Source organism: Pseudomonas sp. Teo4, from assembly GCF_034387475.1.
Taxonomy (GTDB): domain Bacteria; phylum Pseudomonadota; class Gammaproteobacteria; order Pseudomonadales; family Pseudomonadaceae; genus Aquipseudomonas.
Genome location: NZ_JAXCIL010000001.1, coordinates 3293304 through 3314449, shown reverse-complemented (window position 1 = coordinate 3314449; position 21146 = coordinate 3293304). Strand labels below are relative to the sequence as shown.

The following is a 21146-nucleotide window of genomic DNA, read 5'->3' as shown; positions in this document are numbered from 1 at the left end:
ACAAAATGATGGCCAACTTACATTACTACTATCGCCAAAGTAGTCACCTGAAGGATCGTTGCTCACCGCGACTACGCTCGAGCTCGACGTCCTTTATCCCCCATCCGCCCTGTCATTGGCTGTAGAAGCCTAACGGTTAGGGGAGGCGTGCGCTCATGGCTAAGTTAGTCGGTGTGGTCAGCAAAGTGGTCGGTCAGGTATTCGCGGTTGGCAGCGATGGTGGCCGGCGGCCCTTGGTGGAGGGCGACCGCCTGTTCGCCGGCGAACAACTGGAGACCGGTGCTGCGGGGGCCGTGGCCGTGCGTTTGCACAACGGTGCCGAGCTGACCCTGGGGCGTGACAGCAGCCTGACGATGACCACGGAGCTACTGGCCAACCAAGCACCTCATGCCCAGAACCACGACACCGCACCGAGTCAGGCGCAGCTCAGCGACGTCGAGCGCATCCAGCAAGCCATTGCGGCAGGCGACGACCCCACTCAGTCGGCCGAGGCGACGGCTGCCGGGCCATCCAGCAGTGGTGCACCTGGTGCCCTGGGCGGTGGTCATAGTTTCGTGATGTTGAGCGAGGTGGCTGCACGGGTCGACCCGACAGTGGGTTTCCCAACAGCGGGCTTCAACGGATTTCCTGAACTGGCCACGCGCGAGATTGGGGGGACCGATAGCAGTAGTGGTGATGACGGTAGTGTGCTGCGGCCCACACCGCCACAGGGAGAGAACAACCCGGTCGGTTTGCAGGGGCTGAATCTGGCTCCGGGAGAACTGACCTTCAACGAGGCCAACCTCGTCGATGGGTCGGCGAGCAATCCTTCAGCGCTGACCCAGTCCGGCAGCTTCACCGTGGTGGCGCAGGATGGTGTGTTCAATCTCAATGTGGGTGGCATCAATGTCGTGACGGCTGGTGTTGTCACGGGGGTTGGCCAGTCCATCACCACCGGGCAGGGGAACGTCCTGACCATTACCGGTTACAACCCGGCCACTGGCGTGGTGACCTACAGCTACACCCTCACCGGCGCTGAGCAGCATGGCAGTGGCGAAGGGGTGCGTACGGTGCAAGAGCACTTTACGGTAGTGGCCAGCGACCCCGATGGCGATGTCGCACAAGGTTCACTGGATGTGATCATCCGTGACGATGCGCCCAAGGCTTACAACGACAGCAATGCCGTCACTGCCACCGAGCAGCACACCGAGCTGACTGGCAACGTACTGACCAACGACGTGCAAGGCGCCGACCGCGTGGTCGGTGGCCCGGTCATCGCCGGTACCTTCACCGGCACCTACGGCACTCTGGTGCTGGCCGCGGACGGTTCCTACACCTACACGCTCAATACCAACGACCCGGACTTCAAGAACCTGGGCGGCGGCGGTAATGGCCTGGAGCACTTCACCTACACGATCAAGGATGCTGACGGCGACACCAGCTCCGCGACCCTGACCCTGAACATCAGCAACCTCAACGACCCGGTGAAGCTCGACGGGCTGGAGGTGCAGGGCGGCGAACTGAACGTCTACGAGAAGCACCTGAGCGATGGCTCGGCACCCAATGCGGCAGAACTGACCCAGCAAGGCACGTTCAAGGTCACTGCACCGGATGGCTTGCAGAGCCTGAGCGTGGGCGGCATCAATGTGGTCACCGGTGGCGTGCCGGCAGGTTTCCCGCAGTCGGTCGTGACCCCGGAAGGTCATACCCTGACCATCACCGGCTATGACCCGGCCACGGGTGTGGTCAGCTACAGCTACACCCTGACGGACAACGAAGGCCACGCCAATGGCGACGGCACCAACAGCCTCGGCGAACACTTCCAGGTCATCGCCAAGGACATCGACGGCAGCACCGCCACCGGCAGCCTGGACGTGAACATCGTCGATGACGTGCCCAAGGCTTACGGCGACGGCAACGCGGTCACTGCCACCGAGCAGCACACCGAGCTGACTGGCAACGTACTGACCAATGACGTGCAAGGTGCCGACCGTGTGGTCGGTGGGCCGGTCATCGCCGGTACCTTCACCGGCACCTACGGCACTCTGGTGCTGGCCGCAGACGGTTCCTACACCTACACGCTCAATACCAACGACCCGGACTTCAAGAACCTGGGCGGTGGCGGTAATGGCCTGGAGCACTTCACCTATACGATCAAGGATGCCGACGGCGACACCAGCTCCGCGACCCTGACCCTGAACATCAGTAACCTCGATGACCCGGTGAAGCTCGACGGGCTGGAGGTGCAGGGCGGCGAACTGAACGTCTACGAGAAGCACCTGGGCGATGGCTCGGCGCCGAATGCGTCGGAACTGACCCAACAAGGCACGTTCAAGGTCACTGCACCGGATGGCCTGCAGAGCCTGAGCGTGGGCGGCATCAATGTGGTCACCGGTGGCGTGCCGGCGGGCTTCCCGCAATCGGTCGTAACCCCGGAAGGCCATACCCTGACCATCACCGGCTATGACCCGGCAACGGGCGTGGTCAGCTACAGCTACACCCTGACCGACAACGAAAGCCACGCCAACGGCAACGGTGCCAATAGCCTCAGCGAACACTTCCAGGTCATCGCCAAGGACGTTGATGGCAGCACCACCACTGGCAGCCTGGACGTGAACATCGTCGATGATGTGCCCAAGGCTTACGACGACGGCAACGCCGTAACTGCGACCGAGCAGCACACCCAACTGACTGGCAACGTATTGACCAATGACGTGCAAGGTGCCGACCGCGTGGTCGGTGGCCCGGTCATCGCCGGCACCTTCACCGGTACCTACGGCACCCTGGTGCTGGCCGCGGACGGCTCCTACACCTACACGCTCAATACCAACGACCCGGACTTCAAGAATCTGGGCGGCGGCGGTAATGGCCTGGAACACTTCACCTACACGATCAAGGATGCCGACGGCGACACCAGCTCCGCGACCCTGACCCTGAACATCAGCAACCTCAACGACCCAGTGAAGCTCGACGGGCTGGAGGTGCAGGGCGGCGAGCTGAACGTTTACGAGAAGCACCTGGGCGATGGCTCGGCACCGAATGCGGCAGAACTGACCCAGCAAGGCACGTTCAAGGTCACTGCACCGGATGGCCTGCAGAGCCTGAGCGTGGGCGGCATCAATGTGGTCACTGGTGGCGTGCCGGCAGGCTTCCCGCAGTCGGTCGTGACCCCGGAAGGCCATACCCTGACCATTACCGGCTATGACCCGGCAACGGGCGTGGTCAGCTACAGCTACACCCTGACCGACAACGAAAGCCACGCCAACGGCAACGGTGCCAACAGCCTTACCGAGCACTTCCAGGTCATCGCCAAGGACGTCGACGGCAGCACCGCCACCGGCAGCCTGGATGTGAATATCGTCGATGACGTGCCCAAGGCGGTTGCAGACTCTGCCACAGTGCATGAAGGCGGTACGGTGACTGGCAACGTGCTGTACAACGACACCTTTGGCGCCGATACCTTGGGCGATGGCAAGTATGTGGTCGGCGTGCGCGCGGGTAACGACACCTCCACCTCGGCCGTCGGCGGGCTGGGTTCCAACATCAATGGCCAATACGGCTACCTGACCCTGGATGCCAACGGTAATGGTGTGTATCACGCCTATCCCGACAGCGTGGCCGGCTCCGGTGCCACCGACACCTTCGTCTACACCATTCGTGATGCCGACGGTGACGAAAGCACTACGACCATCACCATCAACGTGCAGAACGTGTGCATGGTGGCGGGCAAGGATGGCGACATCACGGTGTACGAAAACGCGCTGGACACCAGCAAGGACGGCAACGACCTGGCCTCTGGCACGGTCACTGGCAGCAACCCGACCTCGACCGGCGAAACGGCGTCGGGCACTTTGGTCGGATCGGTCAGTGGAGGGTTGGGGGCACTCACCTACAGCCTGGTTGGCAGCGCCACGGGGCAGTATGGTCAGATCCAGGTCAACCCGGACGGTACCTACACCTATACCCTGACGTCACCTGCCAACACGCCTGGTGCCGATACGACAGTCGAGCACTTCACCTACAAGGCCACTGACGCGCTGGGCAACAGCGTGACCAGCACCATCGCCATTACCATCGTCGACGACGTGCCCAAGGCATACGACGATAGCAACGCGGTCACTGCCACCGAGCAGCACACCGAGTTGACTGGCAACGTACTGACCAATGACGTGCAAGGCGCCGACCGCGTGGTTGGTGGCCCGGTCATCGCCGGTACTTTCACCGGCACCTACGGCACTCTGGTGCTGGCCGCAGACGGTTCCTACACCTACACGCTCAATACCAACGACTCGGACTTCAAGAGTCTGGGCGGTGGCGGTAATGGCCTGGAGCACTTCACCTATACGATCAAGGATGCCGACGGCGACACCAGCTCCGCGACCCTGACCCTGAATATCAGCAACCTCGATGACCCGGTGAAGCTCGACGGGCTGGAGGTGCAGGGCGGCGAACTGAGTGTTTACGAGAAACACCTGGGCGATGGCTCGGCGCCGAATGCGGCAGAACTGACCCAGCAAGGCACGTTCAAGGTCACTGCACCGGATGGCTTGCAGAGCCTGAGCGTGGGTGGCATCAATGTGGTCACCGGTGGCGTGCCGGCAGGCTTCCCGCAGTCGGTCGTGACCCCGGAAGGCCATACCCTGACCATCACTGGCTACGACCCGGCCACGGGTGTGGTCAGCTACAGCTACACCCTGACCGACAACGAAAGCCACGCCAGCGGCAACGGTGCCAATAGCCTCAGCGAACACTTCCAGGTCATCGCCAAAGATGTCGACGGCAGCACCACAACCGGCAGCCTGGATGTGAACATCGTTGATGATGTGCCCAAAGCGGTTGCAGACTCTGCCACGGTGCACGAAGGCGGTACGGTGACTGGCAACGTGCTGTACAACGACACTTTCGGTGCCGATACCTTGGGCGACGGCAAGTATGTGGTCGGCGTGCGCGCGGGTAACGACACCTCCACCTCGGCCGTCGGCGGGCTGGGTTCCAACATCAATGGCCAATACGGCTACCTGACCCTGGATGCCAACGGTAATGGTGTGTATCACGCCTATCCCGACAGCGTGGCCGGCTCCGGTGCCACCGACACCTTCGTCTACACCATTCGTGATGCCGACGGTGACGAAAGCACTACGACCATCACCATCAACGTGCAGAACGTGTGCATGGTGGCGGGCAAGGATGGCGACATCACGGTGTACGAAAACGCGCTGGACACCAGCAAGGACGGCAACGACCTGGCCTCTGGCACGGTCACCGGCAGCAACCCGACCTCGACCGGCGAAACGGCGTCCGGCACCCTGGTCGGCTCGGTCAGTGGTGGGTTAGGCGCATTGACCTACAGCCTGGTTGGCAGCGCCACGGGGCAGTACGGCCAGATACTGGTCAACCCGGACGGCACCTACACCTACACCCTGACGTCACCTGCCAACACGCCCGGTGCTGAAAAAACGGTCGAGCACTTCACTTACAAGGCTACTGATCAACTGGGCAACAGTGTGACCAGCACCATTGCCATCACCATCGTCGATGATGTGCCCAAAGCTGTCGCCGACGTTGCCACAGTGCACGAAGGCGGTACGGTGACTGGCAACGTGCTGTACAACGACACTTTCGGTGCCGATACCTTGGGCGATGGCAAATACGTAGTCGGCGTGCGCGCGGGCAGCGACACCTCCACCTCGGCCAGCGGTGGACTCGGCTCCAACGTCAACGGCCAGTACGGCTACCTGACCCTGGATGCCAACGGTAACGGCGTGTATCACGCCTATCCCAACAGCGTGGCTGGCTCCGGTGCCACCGACACCTTCGTCTACACCATCCGCGATGCAGACGGCGACGAAAGCACCACGACCATCACCATCAACGTGCAGAACGTGTGCATGGTGGCGGGCAAGGATGGCGACATCACGGTGTACGAAAACGCCTTGAGTACCGGCAGCAATCCGAGCTCGACCGGCGAAACGGCATCCGGCACCTTGGTCGGTTCGGTCAGCGGCGGGTTAGGCGCGCTGACCTACAGCCTGGTAGGCAGTGCCACGGGGCAGTACGGCCAAATCCAGGTCAACCCGGATGGCACCTACACCTATAACCTGACTTCACCCGCCAATACCCCTGGTGCTGATCAAACGGTCGAACACTTCACCTACAAAGCCACCGACCAGCTGGGCAACAGCGTAACCAGCACCATCGTCATCACGATTGTCGATGATGTGCCCAAAGCTGTGGCTGACTCCGCCACGGTGCACGAAGGCAGCACGGTGACTGGCAACGTGCTGTACAACGACACTTTCGGTGCCGATACCTTGGGCGATGGCAAATACGTAGTCGGCGTGCGCGCGGGCAGCGACACCTCCACCTCGGCCAGCGGTGGACTCGGCTCCAACGTCAACGGCCAGTACGGCTACCTGACCCTGGATGCCAACGGTAATGGCGTGTACCACGCTTACCCCAACAGTGTGGCCGGTTCCGGTGCCACCGACACCTTCGTCTACACCATCCGCGACGCCGATGGTGACGAAAGCACCACGACCATCACCATCAACGTGCAGAACGTGTGCATGGTGGCGGGCAAGGATGGTGACATCACGGTGTACGAAAACGCCCTGAGTACCGGCAGTAACCCGGCCTCGACCGCCGAGACGGCCTCCGGCACCCTGGTCGGCTCGGTCAGTGGTGGGTTGGGGGCGCTGACCTACAGCCTGGTTGGCAACGCGGTAGGCCAATACGGCCAGATCCAGGTCAACCCGGACGGCACCTACACCTATAACCTGACTTCGCCCGCCAATACTCCCGGTGCCGATAAAACGGTCGAGCACTTCACCTACAAGGCCACCGACCAACTGGGCAACAGCGTGACCAGCACCATCGTCATCACGATTGTCGATGACGTGCCGAAAGCCCACTGCGACTCTGTCTCGGTGAACGAAGGCGACTCGGTTTCTGGGAATGTGTTGTGGAATGACGTGGTCGGTGCCGATGTGCTGGGCGACGGCAAGTATGTGGTCGGCGTGCGCGCCGGCGACGATACCTCCACCCCCGCCAGCGGCGGAGTGGGTACCACCGTCAGCGGCGAGTACGGCTACCTGACTCTTGATGCCAAGGGCAATGGCGTCTACCACGCTTACTCCAACAGCGTCACCAAGGCCGGTGCCACCGACACCTTCGTCTACACCATCCGCGATGCCGACGGCGATGAAAGCACCACGATCATCCGCATCGACGTGCAGGACAAAAACGGGCAGGAATGCGGGGACGATGACGACAAAGGGCATGGCTCGGGCCACGACAAGAACGGCAGCCACAGCCTGGTACCTGAAAGCCAGGTCAAGGCACTGGACCGTAGCGCATTCATCACCAGCACTGGCTCCATGACTGCCGCATTGGTGGTGCTTGGTTACCTGGGGCCGGTAGGCAACGCCAGCGCCGAGGATGTGATTACCGTCAGCCTGCGCAAGGGCGAAACCCTTAAGCTGGACCATGACCGTGCGGATGGCAACCTGACCATGGAATGGAAGGATGCCGGCGGCAGCTACCAGGCCGTTGCTGACGGCGGCAGCTTCACCGCCAGCCATGACGGGGTATACAGTATTCACCTGGTCAACCAGCCCAACACACCTGGCAACAGCAAGGCTGCCGAGAATTACAAGCTGAGCCTGGTGGTCGACTATGCCAATGCTGAAGGTGGCGCCCAGCACACCGGTTACACGGTCAGCGAGCATCACGGCAGCGGTGCCAGCGGTACGTTGGACCTCACGGCCGCGGGCAACGTGACTCACAATGGGTCGTCTGCCAACGATGTGCTGTTGGCAGGGGACGGCAATGACACCCTCAACGGCAACAATGGGCATGATGTGTTGGTGGGCGGCGCGGGCAACGACAGCCTGTACGGTGGTAATGGCGATGACCTGTTGATCGGGGGCGCGGGCAATGATTTGCTCGATGGCGGCAACGGTATCGACACCGCTAGCTATGCGACTGCCAGCGGTCCGGTCACCGTGAACCTGAGCCTAAGCGGTGCCCAGAACACCGGTGGAGCGGGTGTCGACACCCTGGCGCGGATCGAGAACCTGATCGGCTCGGATTATGGCGACACGCTGATCGGTAACAACGGCGACAACGTGCTGGATGGTGGCTTGGGTCATGACGTGCTCAACGGCGGCGGCGGCAACGACATCCTCATCGGCGGCCCGGGCAAGGACACCCTGACCGGAGGCGTCGGCAACGACACCTTCGTCTGGCAAAAGGGCGACACTGGCCACGACACGGTCACCGACTTCACACCAGGCAGTGACCACCTCGACCTGTCGCAATTGCTGCAGGGCGAGCATGCCACAGCGGCATCGCTGGACGACTTCCTGCACTTCAAGGTCAGTGGCACCGGTACCGATGTGGTCTCGACCATCGAGGTCAGCAGTGTGGCGGGTGCGCCACCCACCCAGACCATCGACCTGGCAGGGGTCGATCTGGCCCAGCATTACGGCGTGACGGCAGGGGCGGGCGGGGTGATTTCGGCGGGGCAGGACACGGCGACGATCATCAATGGGATGCTCAATGATCATTCGTTGAAGGTCGATACGGTCTAAGAGGACGAACGGGACTTCATCTGGGGGAGCGGCCTTGCCGGGCCGCTCCCACGGAGATAGCGCTCAACCAGGCCGGCGCAGGGTCTTCTGCTTGAGGATGTACAGGCTGACCAGCACCGCGCTGGTCAGCATGAAGGCGCGTGCCCAGAACAGCGGTACCAGGTAGCAGGACAGGCTGATGCTCGCCCACATCAAGCCGATGGCGTAGACCTTGCCCTTGAGCGGAATGCCTTCGCCGTTCAGGTAGTCACGAATCCACGGCCCCAGCGTCGGGTGGTTGATCAGCCAGTCGTGAAAGCGTGGCGAGCTGCGCGCGAAGCAGGCCGCGGCCAGCAGCAGGAACGGGGTGGTGGGTAGCACCGGTAGGAATATTCCCAACACCCCGAGCGCAACGCTGAGCCAGCCGATGGCCAGCAGCAGGTAGCGCATGATCGACTCAGTGGTGGCGTGGCTTGAGCAGCGCCGGCTTCTCGTCAGGAGCGTGCAGCAGCAGGAACAGCGCGCTCAGCGCCTCAGGGATCTGCACGATCATGTCGTCCTGCAGGTTGGCGTTGCTGGCGATGTCGGCGAACTCGGGCTGCTCGTCGAACAGGCCGGAACCGACCATGATCGGCAGCAGCATCTCGCTGACTTCCTCTTCGGCGTTCTCGAACCAGGCTTCCTCACGCAGGAACACGCCTTCCATGAAGCCGATGCACCAGCCGCGCAGGTCGGAATCGTCTGGCTCGTCGGTCAGGTCCAGGTCGCACGGCAGGTCGAACTCTTCGTCGCTGGCCAGTTGGCGGGCAATGTGGGCCTTGAGTGCTACCAAGGTCGCTTCGATCTCGGTGCGCTGGGCATCGCTGGCGTAATGGGGCTCTTCGGCGAACAGCGCGTCGATCCATTCGCGCTCGGGAACTTCCTCCGAGCAGATCGACAATGCGGTCAGGTAGCCATGGGCGGCGACGTAGTCCAGCGCTTCTTCGTGCAGCTCATCGGCGTCGAGGAAGGCTTGCAGGCGGGTCAGTTGCTCGGCGAAGGACATTACAGGGCTACCTTGGGGGAATAAACGATAGTGAATTCTAGCACCTTGCGGCGGCGACGGTGCAAAGGGAACGTCTGTCACCGGGGCCCCTGTGGCGCAACGCACTGCGGTATACTCCGCGATTTTTCATCCAGGGGCGGGTTTTCCCGGTCATCTGGCAAAAGCCGCTTACGCATTTGCTGTGTGCGAAGCGGGTTTTTCGTCCAGCCTGTGTCCAGGATGGTACGGCGATTGGTGGAGTTGCACATGCTCGAACAGGCTCAGCGCGTTCTCAAGGACATCTTCGGCTACGACAGCTTCCGCGGGCGTCAGGCCGCGATCATCGAATGCGTGGCCAAAGGTGGCGATGCCCTGGTGCTGATGCCCACCGGTGGCGGCAAGTCGCTGTGTTTCCAGGTGCCGGGCTTGCTGCGCCCAGGCCTGACCGTGGTGGTGTCGCCGTTGATCGCGCTGATGGACGATCAGGTCGCTACCCTCGATGAGCTGGGGGTGGCAGCCGCCGCGCTGAACTCGACCCTGAGCCCCGAACAGCAAAGGGACCTGGCTGCCCGCCTGCGCCGTGGCGAAGTGAAGATGCTGTACCTGGCGCCAGAGCGCCTGGTACAGCCGCGCATGCTGGAATTCCTGCGCGGCCTGGACATCTCGCTGTTCGCCATCGACGAAGCCCACTGCGTGTCGCAATGGGGCCATGACTTCCGTCCTGAATATCTGCAGCTGGGCCAGCTGGCCGAGTTGTTCCCGCACGTGCCGCGCATTGCACTGACGGCCACCGCCGACATGCGCACCCGTGAGGAAATCGTCCAGCGCCTGCATCTGCAGGGCGCCGAGCGCTTCCTGTCGAGTTTCGACCGGCCGAACATCTTCTACCGCATCGTCCCCAAGGAAGCACCGCGCAAGCAGTTGATGGCGTTTCTGGGCGAGCGCCGTGGCAACGCCGGCATCGTCTATTGCCTGTCGCGCAAGAAGGTCGACGAGACCGCCGCCTTCCTGTGCGAGCAGGGCTTCCCGGCGCTGCCGTATCACGCCGGCCTGGCTGCCGAGACACGTGCGGCCAACCAGCACCGCTTCCTGAACGAGGAAGGGCTGATCATGGTCGCCACCATCGCCTTCGGCATGGGTATCGACAAGCCCAACGTACGCTTTGTCGCCCACCTGGACCTGCCCAAGTCGCTCGAGGCCTATTACCAGGAAACCGGCCGCGCCGGCCGGGACGGTTTGCCGTCCGATGCCTGGATGGCCTACGGCCTGCAGGACATGGTGATGCTCAAGCAGATGCTGCAGAACTCCGAGGGTGACGAGCGCCACAAGCGTATCGAGCAGCACAAGCTCGACGCCATGCTGGCCCTGTGCGAAGAAACCCGCTGCCGCCGCCAGTCACTGCTGGCCTATTTCGACGAAACCCTCGAGCAGCCCTGCGGCCATTGTGACAACTGCGTCGACCAGGTGCAGACCTGGGACGCAACAGAGCCGGCGCGCCAGGCGCTGTCGACGGTATTCCGCACGGGCCAGCGCTACGGCGTTGGCCACCTGGTGGATGTGTTGCTGGGCAAGGACACCGAAAAGGTGCGCAACTTCGGCCACGAGAAACTCTCGGTGTTCGGGGTGGGCAAGGCGCTGGCCGAGGCCGAGTGGCGTTCGCTGTTCCGCCAGTTGGTGGCGCGCGGGCTGGTGGACATCGACCTGGAGGGCTACGGCGGCCTGCGTCTGTCCGACAGCTGCCGGCCCTTGCTGCGCGGTGAAGTGACCTTGCAATTGCGCCGCGACCTCAAGCCACAGACAGTGGCCAAGGCTTCCTCCAGCGGCGGCAGCCCGGCCAGCCAGCTGGTGCGCGCCGAGGAACGCGAACTGTGGGAGGCGCTACGTACCTTGCGGCGCAAGCTGGCCGAGGAGCACAGCGTGCCGCCTTACGTCATCTTCCCCGATTCCACCTTGTTGGAAATGCTCCGCAGCCAGCCGGCCAGCCTCAGCGACATGGCCCAGGTCAGCGGTGTTGGCGCGCGCAAGCTGGAGCGTTATGGCCAAGCCTTCCTCGAAGTGCTCAATGGTGCAGGCGGCACGGCAGAGGCGCCGAAAGTGGTGCTCGACCTGCGCCACGAACTGGTCAGCCTGGCCCGCGCCGGCATGACCCCCGCGCAAATTGCCGGCCAACTCAACTGCAGCGAGAAGAACGTCTACAGCCTTCTGGCTGAAGCGCTTGGTCGTCAGGAACTGAGCCTGGAACAGGCCCTGGACCTGCCGGAAGACCTGCTCATGGAAGTGCAGGACGCCTTCCTCGACGGAGAGGGTGAATTGCCCCCGGTGTCTGCCATTGCCCCGATGTTCGGGCAGCGGATTCCGGAAGGCGTGCTCTATTGCGTACGGGCGGCGCTGGCGGCGGAGTTCGAGCTCTGATCGCAGGCATTTCTGCCATCGGCTGACCTTTGTCATGCTTTTTGACGATTATCGGACGTTTCCGCGCCGCGCAGCCTTGCCTGATGGCAGCGAGCATGGTTAGCTGACTAATAATTAGTTCTAGTCAATGAGTTGCTTATGCCCCTGACCGACAACCAACACCGTTTCGGCATGCAGCTGGCCCAGATGTCCCGGGGTTGGCGTGCCGAGCTTGACCGCCGCCTGGCCGGGCTCAACCTGTCCCAGGCGCGGTGGCTGGTGTTGCTGCACCTGGCGCGTTTCGACGAAGCCCCGACCCAGCGCGAGCTGGCCCAGAGTGTAGGGGTCGAAGGGCCGACCCTGGCGCGTCTGCTCGACAGCCTGGAGAGCCAGGGCCTGGTGCGCCGTCAGGCGGTGATGGAGGACCGGCGTGCGAAGAAAATCCTGCTGTGCCCGCCGGCCAAGCCACTGATCGACCAGATCGAGACCATCGCCAATGCCTTGCGCCTGGAGTTGTTCACCGGGGTGGATGAGGCGGACCTGGAAGTGTGCATGCGGGTGCATGCCAAGATTCTGGCCAATCTCGAGAAGTCTTGAAGTTTGGGGCCGCTGTGCGTCCCATCGCAGGCTTCGCCAGCTCCCACGGATTGAACTGCCAGATATCTGGACTGCCCCCCAAGGATTGGATTTGTGTCCAACTTCTTGGGGGCAGTCCATATCCGTGGGAGCTGGCGAAGCCTGCGATGGGGCGCGCAGCGCCCCCAAACTAGCTAGAAGGTATGCCCCAGATTCAGATACACCGCCTTCTGATGCTCACTGTTCGCCCCATAACTCAAGTTCAGCGGCCCCAACGGCGTCTCCAGCCCCAGGAAGATGCTCGCCGCATTGATATAGCCACTGTCGAACTCATTGTCATTGTTCCACGCCCGGCCACGCTCCAGCGAACCCCCGATATACAGCGGGAAATCCAGCGGCACATAGGCCCTGGGCGTCAGGCGACGGTAGTAGACCATGCGCATGAGGCTGACGTTCTGTCCTGACACCGAGTCCTGGCGGAAGCCCGAGAGCTGCCTCGCGCCCCCGATCACGAAACTCGAGGTCACCACCTCGGCATCATCCAGCGTACGCCCGTATCGGCCGCCCAGCACCCAGGTGTTCGGCCCGCTGCTCATCGCCTTGTCCAGGTTGAGCTGCCATTGCCTGTAGTCCTGGTCCGAATCCAGTGAGGCGTCGTACTTGCGCAAGGTCAGACCAATGTCTTCGCCGTGGTGGGGGAAGTACACATTGTCGAGGGTATCGAACGAGTACTTCAGCTCATAGAAGCCTTCGTTGAAGCTGACCTTGGGCAGGTCCTGGTCGCCGATGCGCACGTCGGCCTCGCCCCAGGCCTTGCCCACACCCAGACGCACTTCGCCATTGGTGCCGATCTGGCGGCCGACATTCAGGCCAAAACCGTAGCGCTCCAGGCGGTACTCGGCGATGGGGTCGTTGTCCAACGTCGCCTCGATGTTCTGCGAGCCGAAGTCCAGGTAGGGCGCGACGAAGTAACGCGAGCCCACATCCAATGGTTGGTAGAACTCACTGTACAGCTCTTGCACGTCGCCGATCTGCGCACGGGTCAGCCACTCGGCACCCAGGCTGTTGATGCCATTGACCCGGTAACTGGCGCCCAGGTTGAAAGCACTGTCGCCACTCAGGTCATCCGACAGGTTCAGGCCCAGGCGCAAGTAGTCGGTGCCGCTGCGCTTGCCCCGGGCGTTGATCACCAAGGTGTTTTCGTCGCCCTTGTGCACCACGCGGTACTGCACCCGGTCGAAGTAGTCCAGGCCATACAGGGTGCCCATGTCGGTTTGCAGGCGGTCCAGTTCCAAAGGCGCGCCGATTGGCTGGCGAATGTAGGACCGAATGACATCGTCGCTGACCTTGGAGTCGTTCTCTACCCGAATCTTGGTGATGACCGGCGTTCGCTGGCGGGGCGACCGGGCCACGGCCAGGCCCGCATCACCCTCTGCCTGGCGCAGGCCTGCCAGGCGCGAGTCGAGCAGATGGGTGGCGCGGTAACCGGCATCGATCATGTCGCGGGCGCGGCCGAAGTCGGTGACGCCATAGGCGCTTAGCGGTGGCTGGATGAGGATGTCGTCGCGGTGCAGGCTGGCCAGTTGCTCTTCGGAATTGCGTCGGGTCATCAGGGTGATCGACTGGTTGAGCACATCAACCACCGTGGTCAGCTGGTTACGATCACGCAGTGGGGTGCCGATGTCCACGACAATGGCCAGGTCCACGCCCATGTCGCGGGCCACGTCCACGGGAATGTTGTCGACCATGCCGCCGTCCACCAGCAGGCGACCGTCCAGCTCGACCGGGGCGAACACTGCGGGTATCGACATGCTGGCACGAATCACTTGTGGCAGGTGGCCGCGGCGGAACACCACTTTCTCGCCGCTGGCGATGTCGGTGGCCACGGCGCGGAAGGGGATGGGCAGCTTGTCGAAGTCACGGGTGTCGGCGGTGTGGGCCAGCTTGCTTTCCAGCAGCAGTGCCAGGTTCTGGCCCTGAATCACGCCCAAGGGCAAGCCGATGCTGCCGTCGTCGCGAAAGCTCAGTTTCTGTTTGACCAGAAAGTCGCGGTCGTCCTGCTTGCGGCGAAAGGGCACGTCCTTGCGGGGCGGGGCGTCGGAGAGGGCTTGTTGCCAGTCGAGTGTGGTGGCCAGCTTTTCCAGTTCCTGGACGCTGTAGCCAGAGGCGTACAACCCGCCGATCACTGCGCCCATGCTGGTGCCGGCGATGGCATCGATGCGCACGCCCTGTTCCTCAAGGGCCTTTAGCACGCCAATGTGAGCCAGGCCACGGGCGGCACCGCCGGAGAGCACCAGACCAACCTTGGGCCGGGTGTGCTCGGTGGCGAGGGCGGTGATGGACGTGAGCATCAGCAAAAGGCAGAACAGCAAGCGGCGCATCGTGAGTCTCAAATCCTGGCGTAAAGACCGCTAGTATAAGCGGCCCCTTACCTGGAGACGCCTCACCATGGTCAACACCAAGCCGGAAATCGTCATCAATTATTGCACCCAGTGCCAGTGGCTGCTGCGTGCCGCCTGGCTGGCCCAGGAGCTGCTCAGTACCTTCTCCGACGACCTTGGAAGGGTCGCACTGGAGCCTGGTACCGGCGGAGTGTTCCGGATTACCTGTGATGGTGTGCAGATCTGGGAACGCAAGGCCGATGGCGGTTTCCCTGAGGCCAAAGTGCTCAAGCAGCGGGTGCGGGACCAGATCGACCCGCAGCGCGACTTGGGCCATAACGATCGCTGATCAGGTGCTCTCGGCCAGTGGCCGCTGCTTGGCAGGCGAGTCCGAGGCCAGGCGGCTGGACAGCACGATGGCGAAGATGATCAGCGCACCGCCCAGCAACATGCGCGGGGTGGGCGTTTCGGCGAAGATCACCCAGGCCACGGCAATGCCGTAGACCGGCTCCATGCCGAACACCACGGCGGCGGTGCGCGCCTTGATCACCGCCAGGCTGGCCACGAACAGGCTGTGGGCCACGCCGGTGCAGAAGATGCCAAGCAGGGCGATCCACAGCCAGTCCATCGGCGCCACGGCGGCAAGGCCTGGCAGGGCGACCGGCAGCAGGCACAGGGCGACCACCAGGTTCTGCCACAATGCCGCTTGCACTGCGGGTAAGCGCCCGGAACCGGCTCGATTGGTCAGCGACAACAGCGAGAACAGCAAGCCCGACAGCAAAGCCCACAGCAGCCCGCCGGTGGCCTCGCTGGCGAGGTCGAACGAGGGTGTCACCAGCACCAGGCCGATGCTGACCAGCAGTACCAGCACCGCTTCGTTGCGGCGGATGCGTTCGCGGAACAGCAGCCCTTCGAGTATCACGGTGAAGGCGGGGAAGCTGGCGAAGCCCAGGGTCGCGATGGCTACGCCACCGACCTTGACCGCGATGAAGAAGCTCACCCAGTGGCCCGCAAGCAGCACGCCGCCGAGCAGCAGGCGGCGCATGTCCTGGCCTTTGAGTGGGTGCCAGCCCTGGCGAGCGAGGCTGGCGAACAGGCCAAGGGCAAGCACGGCGAAGGCCGCGCGGCCGAACACGATGATCGCCGGGCTGGCGCTGGCGGCTAGTTTGCCGAACACGCCTGTGAGGCCGAAGAACAGCGCGCCGATATGCAGGGCGCCGAGGGCGGTGCGGTGGTTCATGGTGGTCCTTTCAGAGAACTGGTGTATCAGGACCGGCGCTATCGCCGGCAAGCCGGCTCCTGCAGGTACAGCGGTGATCTCAAGGTTGGTGCGGTCCATGTGGGAGCCGGCTTGCCGGCGATGAGGCCGGGACAGGCACAGTGTAGAGGCACTGCCCGGCCAAAATCTGTCGTCACACTCGCATCAATTGTCGCCAGACTCTCGCCGCAACGCCAAAGGCGTGCGCCCGAACGCCCGCAGCACGGCTGCCGAAAACGCACTTTGCGAGCTGTAGCCAACCCGCGCGGCAATCTCGCCCACCGGCAGCGATGACTGCGTGAGCAACTGCCGCGCCATGAGTAATCGGCGTTGGCGAATGTAGTCCATGGGCGTCATGCCGCACTCGTCAATGAAGCGTGCGTGCAACCGGGCGCTGGACAGGCCGGCCAGGCGCGCCAGGTCGGCAACCTGCAGAGGGTGGGCCGCGTGCCGTTCGATATGTGCGTCAAAGGCCGAATAGGGTAGCCGATGGCTTGGTGCGACGGCGGCAGCGGCCGTGGGGTTGAGGCTGGCCAATAGCAGCACGGCGCCCTGACGGGCAATCAGTGGGTCGTCTACCGGGCTGTTGGCCAGCCAATCCACCAGTTGCTGTTGGCGAGCGTCGAGGCTCAGCGCGCCCGGGCTATCCAGCAAGCGGCGGCTGGCATCGGCGTGATCGCCGAGTTGTTCATGCAGCCAGTGTTCCCCTGGCACATCCAGCACCAGGCACTGGCTGCCGGCATCGCTGCCACAGGCATGGTGGGCGCCGGCAGGTACCACCATCAGGCCCTGACGATCGATTTGTGCGCCGTGCCCTTGCACTTCGAAATCAAGACGGCCGCGCAGGCCGAACACCAGTTGCGGGTGTTCGTGGCTATGGGCGATCAGGTCGTCCCGGTAATGGCGCAGGGAAAGAATGCGGCCGGCGGTCATGGGCGGTCCTCGCGGGGCAGGGCTCCATTGTGCCTCATTCGCGGCGCACCATCACTCGTCACGCCGTTGCCACCAACCTGTCATCTGCGCCTGCCAGTCTCCAGCAAACAGCGCCGGAGCCTGCCCCATGACCCATGTCGAACTCTCTCGCCCCTCGCGTAAACAGCGCGTTCGCACTTTGTGGATCTCCGACGTGCATCTGGGGACCCGGGATTGCCAGGCCGAACACTTGTCGCAGTTTCTCAAGGGCTACCAGGCCGACAAAGTCTATCTGGTCGGCGACATTATCGACGGCTGGAAACTGCGCGGCGGCATCTACTGGCCGCAGGCGCATACCAACGTGATTCGCCGGCTGCTGACCATGAGCAAGCGCGGCACTGAAGTGATCTACGTTACCGGCAACCATGACGAATTCCTGCGTCGTTACTCCAAGCTACTGCTGGGCAATATCCAGTTGGTGGACGAGGCCGAGCACCTGACCGCGGATGGCCGAAGACTGCTGGTGATCCACGGCGACCAGTTCGATGTCATCACGCGCTACCATCGCTGGCTGGCCTTTCTCGGCGACCGCGCCTACGAAACCACCCTGGTGCTCAACCGCTGGCTCAATCACTGGCGCGCCCGATACGGCTATGGCTACTGGTCGCTGTCGGCGTACCTCAAGCACAAGGTCAAGGGCGCGGTGAATTTCATCAGCGATTTCGAGGACGCCATTGCCCACGAGTGCACCCGGCGCGGGTTTCATGGGGTGGTGTGTGGGCATATCCACCACGCCGAAATTCGCAAGGTGGGGGAGGTGGAGTACCTCAACTGCGGGGATTGGGTCGAGTCGTGCACCGCGTTGATCGAGCACTGGGATGGCAGTATCGAGCTGTATCGGTTGGCCGAAGCGCAGCAGAGTGAGCGTATGGCGCAGTTGCGCGAGCCGGCATAAGCCTGGATTCAGCACGTACCTGTGGGAGCGGGTTTACCCGCGAATGCTTCGTTGGCCTCCCAGCAGTATTCGCGGGTAAACCCGCTCCCACAGGATAAACGGCTAGAAACTGATCCTGCCCAGCAGAATGTCGCGGAACATCACGAAGTCGCCTATCAGGCTGTAGAACGGGTGGCTGAAGGTGGCCGGCCGATTCCTTTCGAAGAAGAAATGCCCGACCCAGGCAAATCCATAGCCCGCCACGGGCACCGCCAACAGCAACAGCCACTTGCCACTGCCGATGGTGTACGCCAGCAAGGCGATCACCAGGCTGGTGCCGACAAAGTGCAGGCGCCGACAAGTGGGGTTGCTGTGCTCGCCCAGGTAATAGGGGTAGAACTCGGCAAAACTGCGAAACTGCGCTGTGCTGGTCATGGCTATGCTTCCAGGATTAACACTTCTTGACAGGATACACGGCGTGGAGCCTGAATCGAGTCTAGAGTCATTGGCGGGGCCGGCCAGTGACAATCGGCGCCATTTGAGTATCCTTGGGGTTCACCGCACGAAGCGGTCAGCATAAGAAGCCTGTCATGAGTGAACGAACCACGTCAGCCAGCTGGGCATCAGGGATTGTGAAGGCACTGGAGCTGGAAGGGCTCGATTGCCAGGCCATGTTCAAGCAGCTGGGGCTGGATTTTTCCGCCCTGGACGACCCTGACGCACGCTTTCCTCAAGACTCCATGACCCGGCTCTGGCAACTGGCCGTGGAGCTTTCCGGCAATGAAGCCATTGGCCTGAACATGGCGCGGGTGGTGCGGCCGGCGTCATTTCATGTGGTGGGGTATGCGCTGATGTCCAGCCGCACCCTGGCCGAAGGTTTCCAGCGCCTGGTGCGCTACCAGCGCATCATTGCCGAAAGTTCCGATCTGAGTTTCGTCCTGGGCCCCGAGGGCTATTCACTGATTCTTACCGTGCACGGCGACCATCTGCCACCGACCCGGCACAGCGCCGAAGCGTCGTTGGCGTGCGCCCTGGCACTGTGCAAATGGCTCAGCGGGCGGCCAATCCAGCCAAGACGGGTGCTGATTCAGGGCCCGCAGCCGAAAAATGTCGAACCGTACAAGGTGGCCTTTCATTCACCGCTGGTGTTCGGCGCGGCCCATGACGCGCTGGTGTTCGAGCGCACCGACATGGAGGCGCCATTGCCGACGGCCAACGAAGCGATGGCGGTGCTGCATGATCGCTTCGCCGGGGAATACCTGGCGCGTTTCTCGGAAAGCCGGGTGACGCACCGCGTGCGCCAGGTGCTGTGCCGCATCTTGCCGCAGGGCGAGCCCAAGCGCGAAACCCTGGCCCAGGCCCTGCACCTGTCACAGCGCACCTTGCAGCGCCGTCTGCAGGAGGAGGGCACCAGTTTCCAGACCTTGCTCGATGACACCCGTCGCGAATTGGCCGAGCAGTATCTGGCGCAGCCGGGCTTGACCCTGCTGGAAACGGCCTACCTGCTGGGGTTTGCCGACCCGAGCAACTTCTACCGGGCATTTCGCCGCTGGTTCGATGCCACGCCAAGCGAGTACCGTGCCCGGCTGGGCACGGAGGGTGACGAACTCAGTGACGCCAGAACGCCGGCATACACAACACCAGCACCGTAATGATCTCCAGGCGCCCAAGCAGCATGCCGGCGGCCAGGATCCACTTGGCTGCGTCCGGCAGCGTGGCGTAGTTGCCGGACGGGCCGATCACCTCGCCCAGGCCTGGGCCCACGCCTGACACGGTGCCCGCCGCTCCGGTAAGTGCGGTCATCCAGTCCACGCCCAGCAGCGACAGCAGCAAAGCCATGACGCAGATGGTGATGGCGAAGAAGAACGAGAACGTCAGGATCGAGCGCACGATCTCTTCGTCGAGGCGGTGGCCGTTGTACTTCTGCTTGATGACCGCGCGCGGGTGAATCAGCTGGTTGAGGTTGGCCTTGAGCAGGATATAGGCCACCTGGAAGCGGAAGATCTTGATGCCGCCCGCCGTCGAGCCGGAGCAGCCACCGACGAAGCCCAGGTAGAAGAACAGCATCAGCGAGAAGTTGCCCCACAGGCTGTAGTCACCCAGGGCAAAGCCGGTGGTGGTGACCACCGAGGTCACGTTCAGCGCCACATGGCGGAAGGCATCGAGCCAGTGCAGGTCGGTGGTGGCCCAGTACCAGGTGCCCAGCACCAGCCAGGTAACCACCAGCATGCCCAGCAGCCCCTGCACTTGCTGGTCGCGGATCAGCGCCTTGCGATTGCCTCGCAGCGTGGCGACGTAGAGGGTGAAGGGCAAGCTGCCAAGGATCATCACCACCACCGCCACCCAATGCACGGCCGGGATATCCCACTTGGCCAGCGATTGGTCAGACGTCGAGAACCCCCCGGTGGAGATCGCCGACATGGCATGGTTGATCGCATCGAACGGGCTCATGCCGGCCCACCAGAAGCCCAGGCCTCCCAGCACCGAGAAGCCGACGTAGACCATGACGATCGACTTGGCGACCATGTGCGAACGCGGCATGACTTTTTCGGAACGGTCCGAAGACTCGGTCTGGAACAGGCGCATGCCACCGATGCGCAGCAGCGGCAGAATCGCCACCGCCATGGCGATGAAGCCGATACCACCGAGCCAGTGCAGCATCGAGCGCCACATCAGAATGCCCGGCGACATCGTGTCCAGGCCGCTGAGCACCGTGGCGCCGGTGGCGGTGATGCCGGACATGCTTTCGAAGAAGGCGTCGGTGTAGCTGATGTGCTGGGTCAGCAGGAAGGGCAGGGCGGCGAATACGCACACCACCAGCCAGCTGCAGACGGTCAGCAGGTACATGTCCCGTGGGCGCAGGTGCACATGCTCGGGGCGGCCTTGGATGACCAGGGCCAAGCCGGCGACGAAGGTGATCAGACTCGACCACAGGAACGACGGCATGTCGCCGGTACGCTCGAAAATCACCAGGGTGGCCATGGGCACGACCATGCTGACCGCCAGGGTGATGAGGAAGATGCCGATGATGAAACCAATGATCCTTAAGGTCGGCAACGCCATGTGATCTGCTCTGACTCTGAACGGAAGGGCGCCATTCTACCTATGGGTCTGGTGATGT

General features: G+C 63.0%; 13 protein-coding genes. 6 read left to right on the top strand and 7 right to left on the bottom strand.

Annotated elements, in window-relative coordinates:
* Positions 1-155 precede the first annotated feature (155 nt).
* The gene (locus tag PspTeo4_RS14845; RefSeq protein WP_322364562.1) at positions 156-8570 is read left to right on the top strand and encodes a retention module-containing protein; all 8415 of its coding nucleotides are present in this window, start codon (positions 156-158) and stop codon (positions 8568-8570) included.
* 63 nt (positions 8571-8633) lie between these two features.
* Here the strand turns inward: PspTeo4_RS14845 and PspTeo4_RS14840 are convergent, their stop codons facing one another.
* The gene (locus PspTeo4_RS14840) at positions 8634-8999 is read right to left on the bottom strand and encodes a YbaN family protein (RefSeq protein WP_322364561.1); all 366 of its coding nucleotides are present in this window, start codon (positions 8997-8999) and stop codon (positions 8634-8636) included.
* A gap of 7 nt (positions 9000-9006) precedes the next feature.
* On the bottom strand, positions 9007-9594 hold the full coding sequence (locus PspTeo4_RS14835) for a YecA family protein (protein ID WP_322364560.1): 588 nt from the start codon (positions 9592-9594) through the stop codon (positions 9007-9009).
* Between the two features lie 246 nt (positions 9595-9840).
* Between PspTeo4_RS14835 and recQ the strand changes: the two genes are divergently transcribed.
* Complete coding sequence (recQ, locus tag PspTeo4_RS14830; protein WP_322364559.1) at positions 9841-11985, top strand: DNA helicase RecQ; 2145 nt, start codon at positions 9841-9843, stop codon at positions 11983-11985.
* A gap of 138 nt (positions 11986-12123) precedes the next feature.
* On the top strand, positions 12124-12561 hold the full coding sequence (locus PspTeo4_RS14825; protein WP_196163544.1) for a MarR family transcriptional regulator: 438 nt from the start codon (positions 12124-12126) through the stop codon (positions 12559-12561).
* A 173-nt stretch (positions 12562-12734) separates the two neighbouring features.
* Here the strand turns inward: PspTeo4_RS14825 and PspTeo4_RS14820 are convergent, their stop codons facing one another.
* Positions 12735-14921, bottom strand: coding sequence for a patatin-like phospholipase family protein (locus PspTeo4_RS14820; protein ID WP_322364558.1), 2187 nt, complete (start codon positions 14919-14921; stop codon positions 12735-12737).
* A gap of 67 nt (positions 14922-14988) precedes the next feature.
* Here PspTeo4_RS14820 and PspTeo4_RS14815 point away from each other — a divergent pair, with 67 nt between their 5' ends.
* Positions 14989-15270: a SelT/SelW/SelH family protein gene (locus PspTeo4_RS14815; protein WP_322364557.1), complete on the top strand. Its 282-nt coding sequence runs from the start codon at positions 14989-14991 to the stop codon at positions 15268-15270.
* Here PspTeo4_RS14815 and PspTeo4_RS14810 read toward each other — a convergent pair whose 3' ends face one another.
* Positions 15271-16161 (bottom strand): DMT family transporter, encoded by an 891-nt coding sequence (locus PspTeo4_RS14810; protein ID WP_322364555.1) that lies wholly within the window; start codon positions 16159-16161, stop codon positions 15271-15273.
* Positions 16162-16344: 183 nt separating this feature from the next.
* The gene (locus PspTeo4_RS14805; RefSeq protein WP_322364554.1) at positions 16345-17112 is read right to left on the bottom strand and encodes an AraC family transcriptional regulator; all 768 of its coding nucleotides are present in this window, start codon (positions 17110-17112) and stop codon (positions 16345-16347) included.
* Positions 17113-17239: 127 nt separating this feature from the next.
* On the opposite strand from PspTeo4_RS14805, the gene PspTeo4_RS14800 reads away from it, so the two are divergent.
* The gene (locus PspTeo4_RS14800; RefSeq protein WP_322364553.1) at positions 17240-18046 is read left to right on the top strand and encodes a UDP-2,3-diacylglucosamine diphosphatase; all 807 of its coding nucleotides are present in this window, start codon (positions 17240-17242) and stop codon (positions 18044-18046) included.
* A 102-nt stretch (positions 18047-18148) separates the two neighbouring features.
* Here PspTeo4_RS14800 and PspTeo4_RS14795 read toward each other — a convergent pair whose 3' ends face one another.
* Positions 18149-18460: a DUF962 domain-containing protein gene (locus tag PspTeo4_RS14795; protein WP_322364552.1), complete on the bottom strand. Its 312-nt coding sequence runs from the start codon at positions 18458-18460 to the stop codon at positions 18149-18151.
* Positions 18461-18615: 155 nt separating this feature from the next.
* On the opposite strand from PspTeo4_RS14795, the gene PspTeo4_RS14790 reads away from it, so the two are divergent.
* The gene (locus tag PspTeo4_RS14790; protein ID WP_322364551.1) at positions 18616-19677 is read left to right on the top strand and encodes an AraC family transcriptional regulator; all 1062 of its coding nucleotides are present in this window, start codon (positions 18616-18618) and stop codon (positions 19675-19677) included.
* On the opposite strand, the gene PspTeo4_RS14785 is transcribed toward PspTeo4_RS14790, so the two are convergent.
* Complete coding sequence (locus PspTeo4_RS14785) at positions 19634-21088, bottom strand: TrkH family potassium uptake protein (RefSeq protein WP_322364550.1); 1455 nt, start codon at positions 21086-21088, stop codon at positions 19634-19636. The genes PspTeo4_RS14790 and PspTeo4_RS14785 overlap by 44 nt on opposite strands.
* Positions 21089-21146 lie beyond the last annotated feature (58 nt).

Bases quoted from the DNA above. Each gene is read 5' to 3' on its own strand.
- PspTeo4_RS14845 (WP_322364562.1), top strand. From the start codon at position 156: ATGGCTAAGTTAGTCGGTGTGGTCAGCAAAGTGGTCGGTCAGGTATTC.
- PspTeo4_RS14840 (WP_322364561.1), bottom strand. From the start codon at position 8,999: ATGCGCTACCTGCTGCTGGCCATCGGCTGGCTCAGCGTTGCGCTCGGG.
- PspTeo4_RS14835 (WP_322364560.1), bottom strand. From the start codon at position 9,594: ATGTCCTTCGCCGAGCAACTGACCCGCCTGCAAGCCTTCCTCGACGCC.
- recQ (WP_322364559.1), top strand. From the start codon at position 9,841: ATGCTCGAACAGGCTCAGCGCGTTCTCAAGGACATCTTCGGCTACGAC.
- PspTeo4_RS14825 (WP_196163544.1), top strand. From the start codon at position 12,124: ATGCCCCTGACCGACAACCAACACCGTTTCGGCATGCAGCTGGCCCAG.
- PspTeo4_RS14820 (WP_322364558.1), bottom strand. From the start codon at position 14,921: ATGCGCCGCTTGCTGTTCTGCCTTTTGCTGATGCTCACGTCCATCACC.
- PspTeo4_RS14815 (WP_322364557.1), top strand. From the start codon at position 14,989: ATGGTCAACACCAAGCCGGAAATCGTCATCAATTATTGCACCCAGTGC.
- PspTeo4_RS14810 (WP_322364555.1), bottom strand. From the start codon at position 16,161: ATGAACCACCGCACCGCCCTCGGCGCCCTGCATATCGGCGCGCTGTTC.
- PspTeo4_RS14805 (WP_322364554.1), bottom strand. From the start codon at position 17,112: ATGACCGCCGGCCGCATTCTTTCCCTGCGCCATTACCGGGACGACCTG.
- PspTeo4_RS14800 (WP_322364553.1), top strand. From the start codon at position 17,240: ATGACCCATGTCGAACTCTCTCGCCCCTCGCGTAAACAGCGCGTTCGC.
- PspTeo4_RS14795 (WP_322364552.1), bottom strand. From the start codon at position 18,460: ATGACCAGCACAGCGCAGTTTCGCAGTTTTGCCGAGTTCTACCCCTAT.
- PspTeo4_RS14790 (WP_322364551.1), top strand. From the start codon at position 18,616: ATGAGTGAACGAACCACGTCAGCCAGCTGGGCATCAGGGATTGTGAAG.
- PspTeo4_RS14785 (WP_322364550.1), bottom strand. From the start codon at position 21,088: ATGGCGTTGCCGACCTTAAGGATCATTGGTTTCATCATCGGCATCTTC.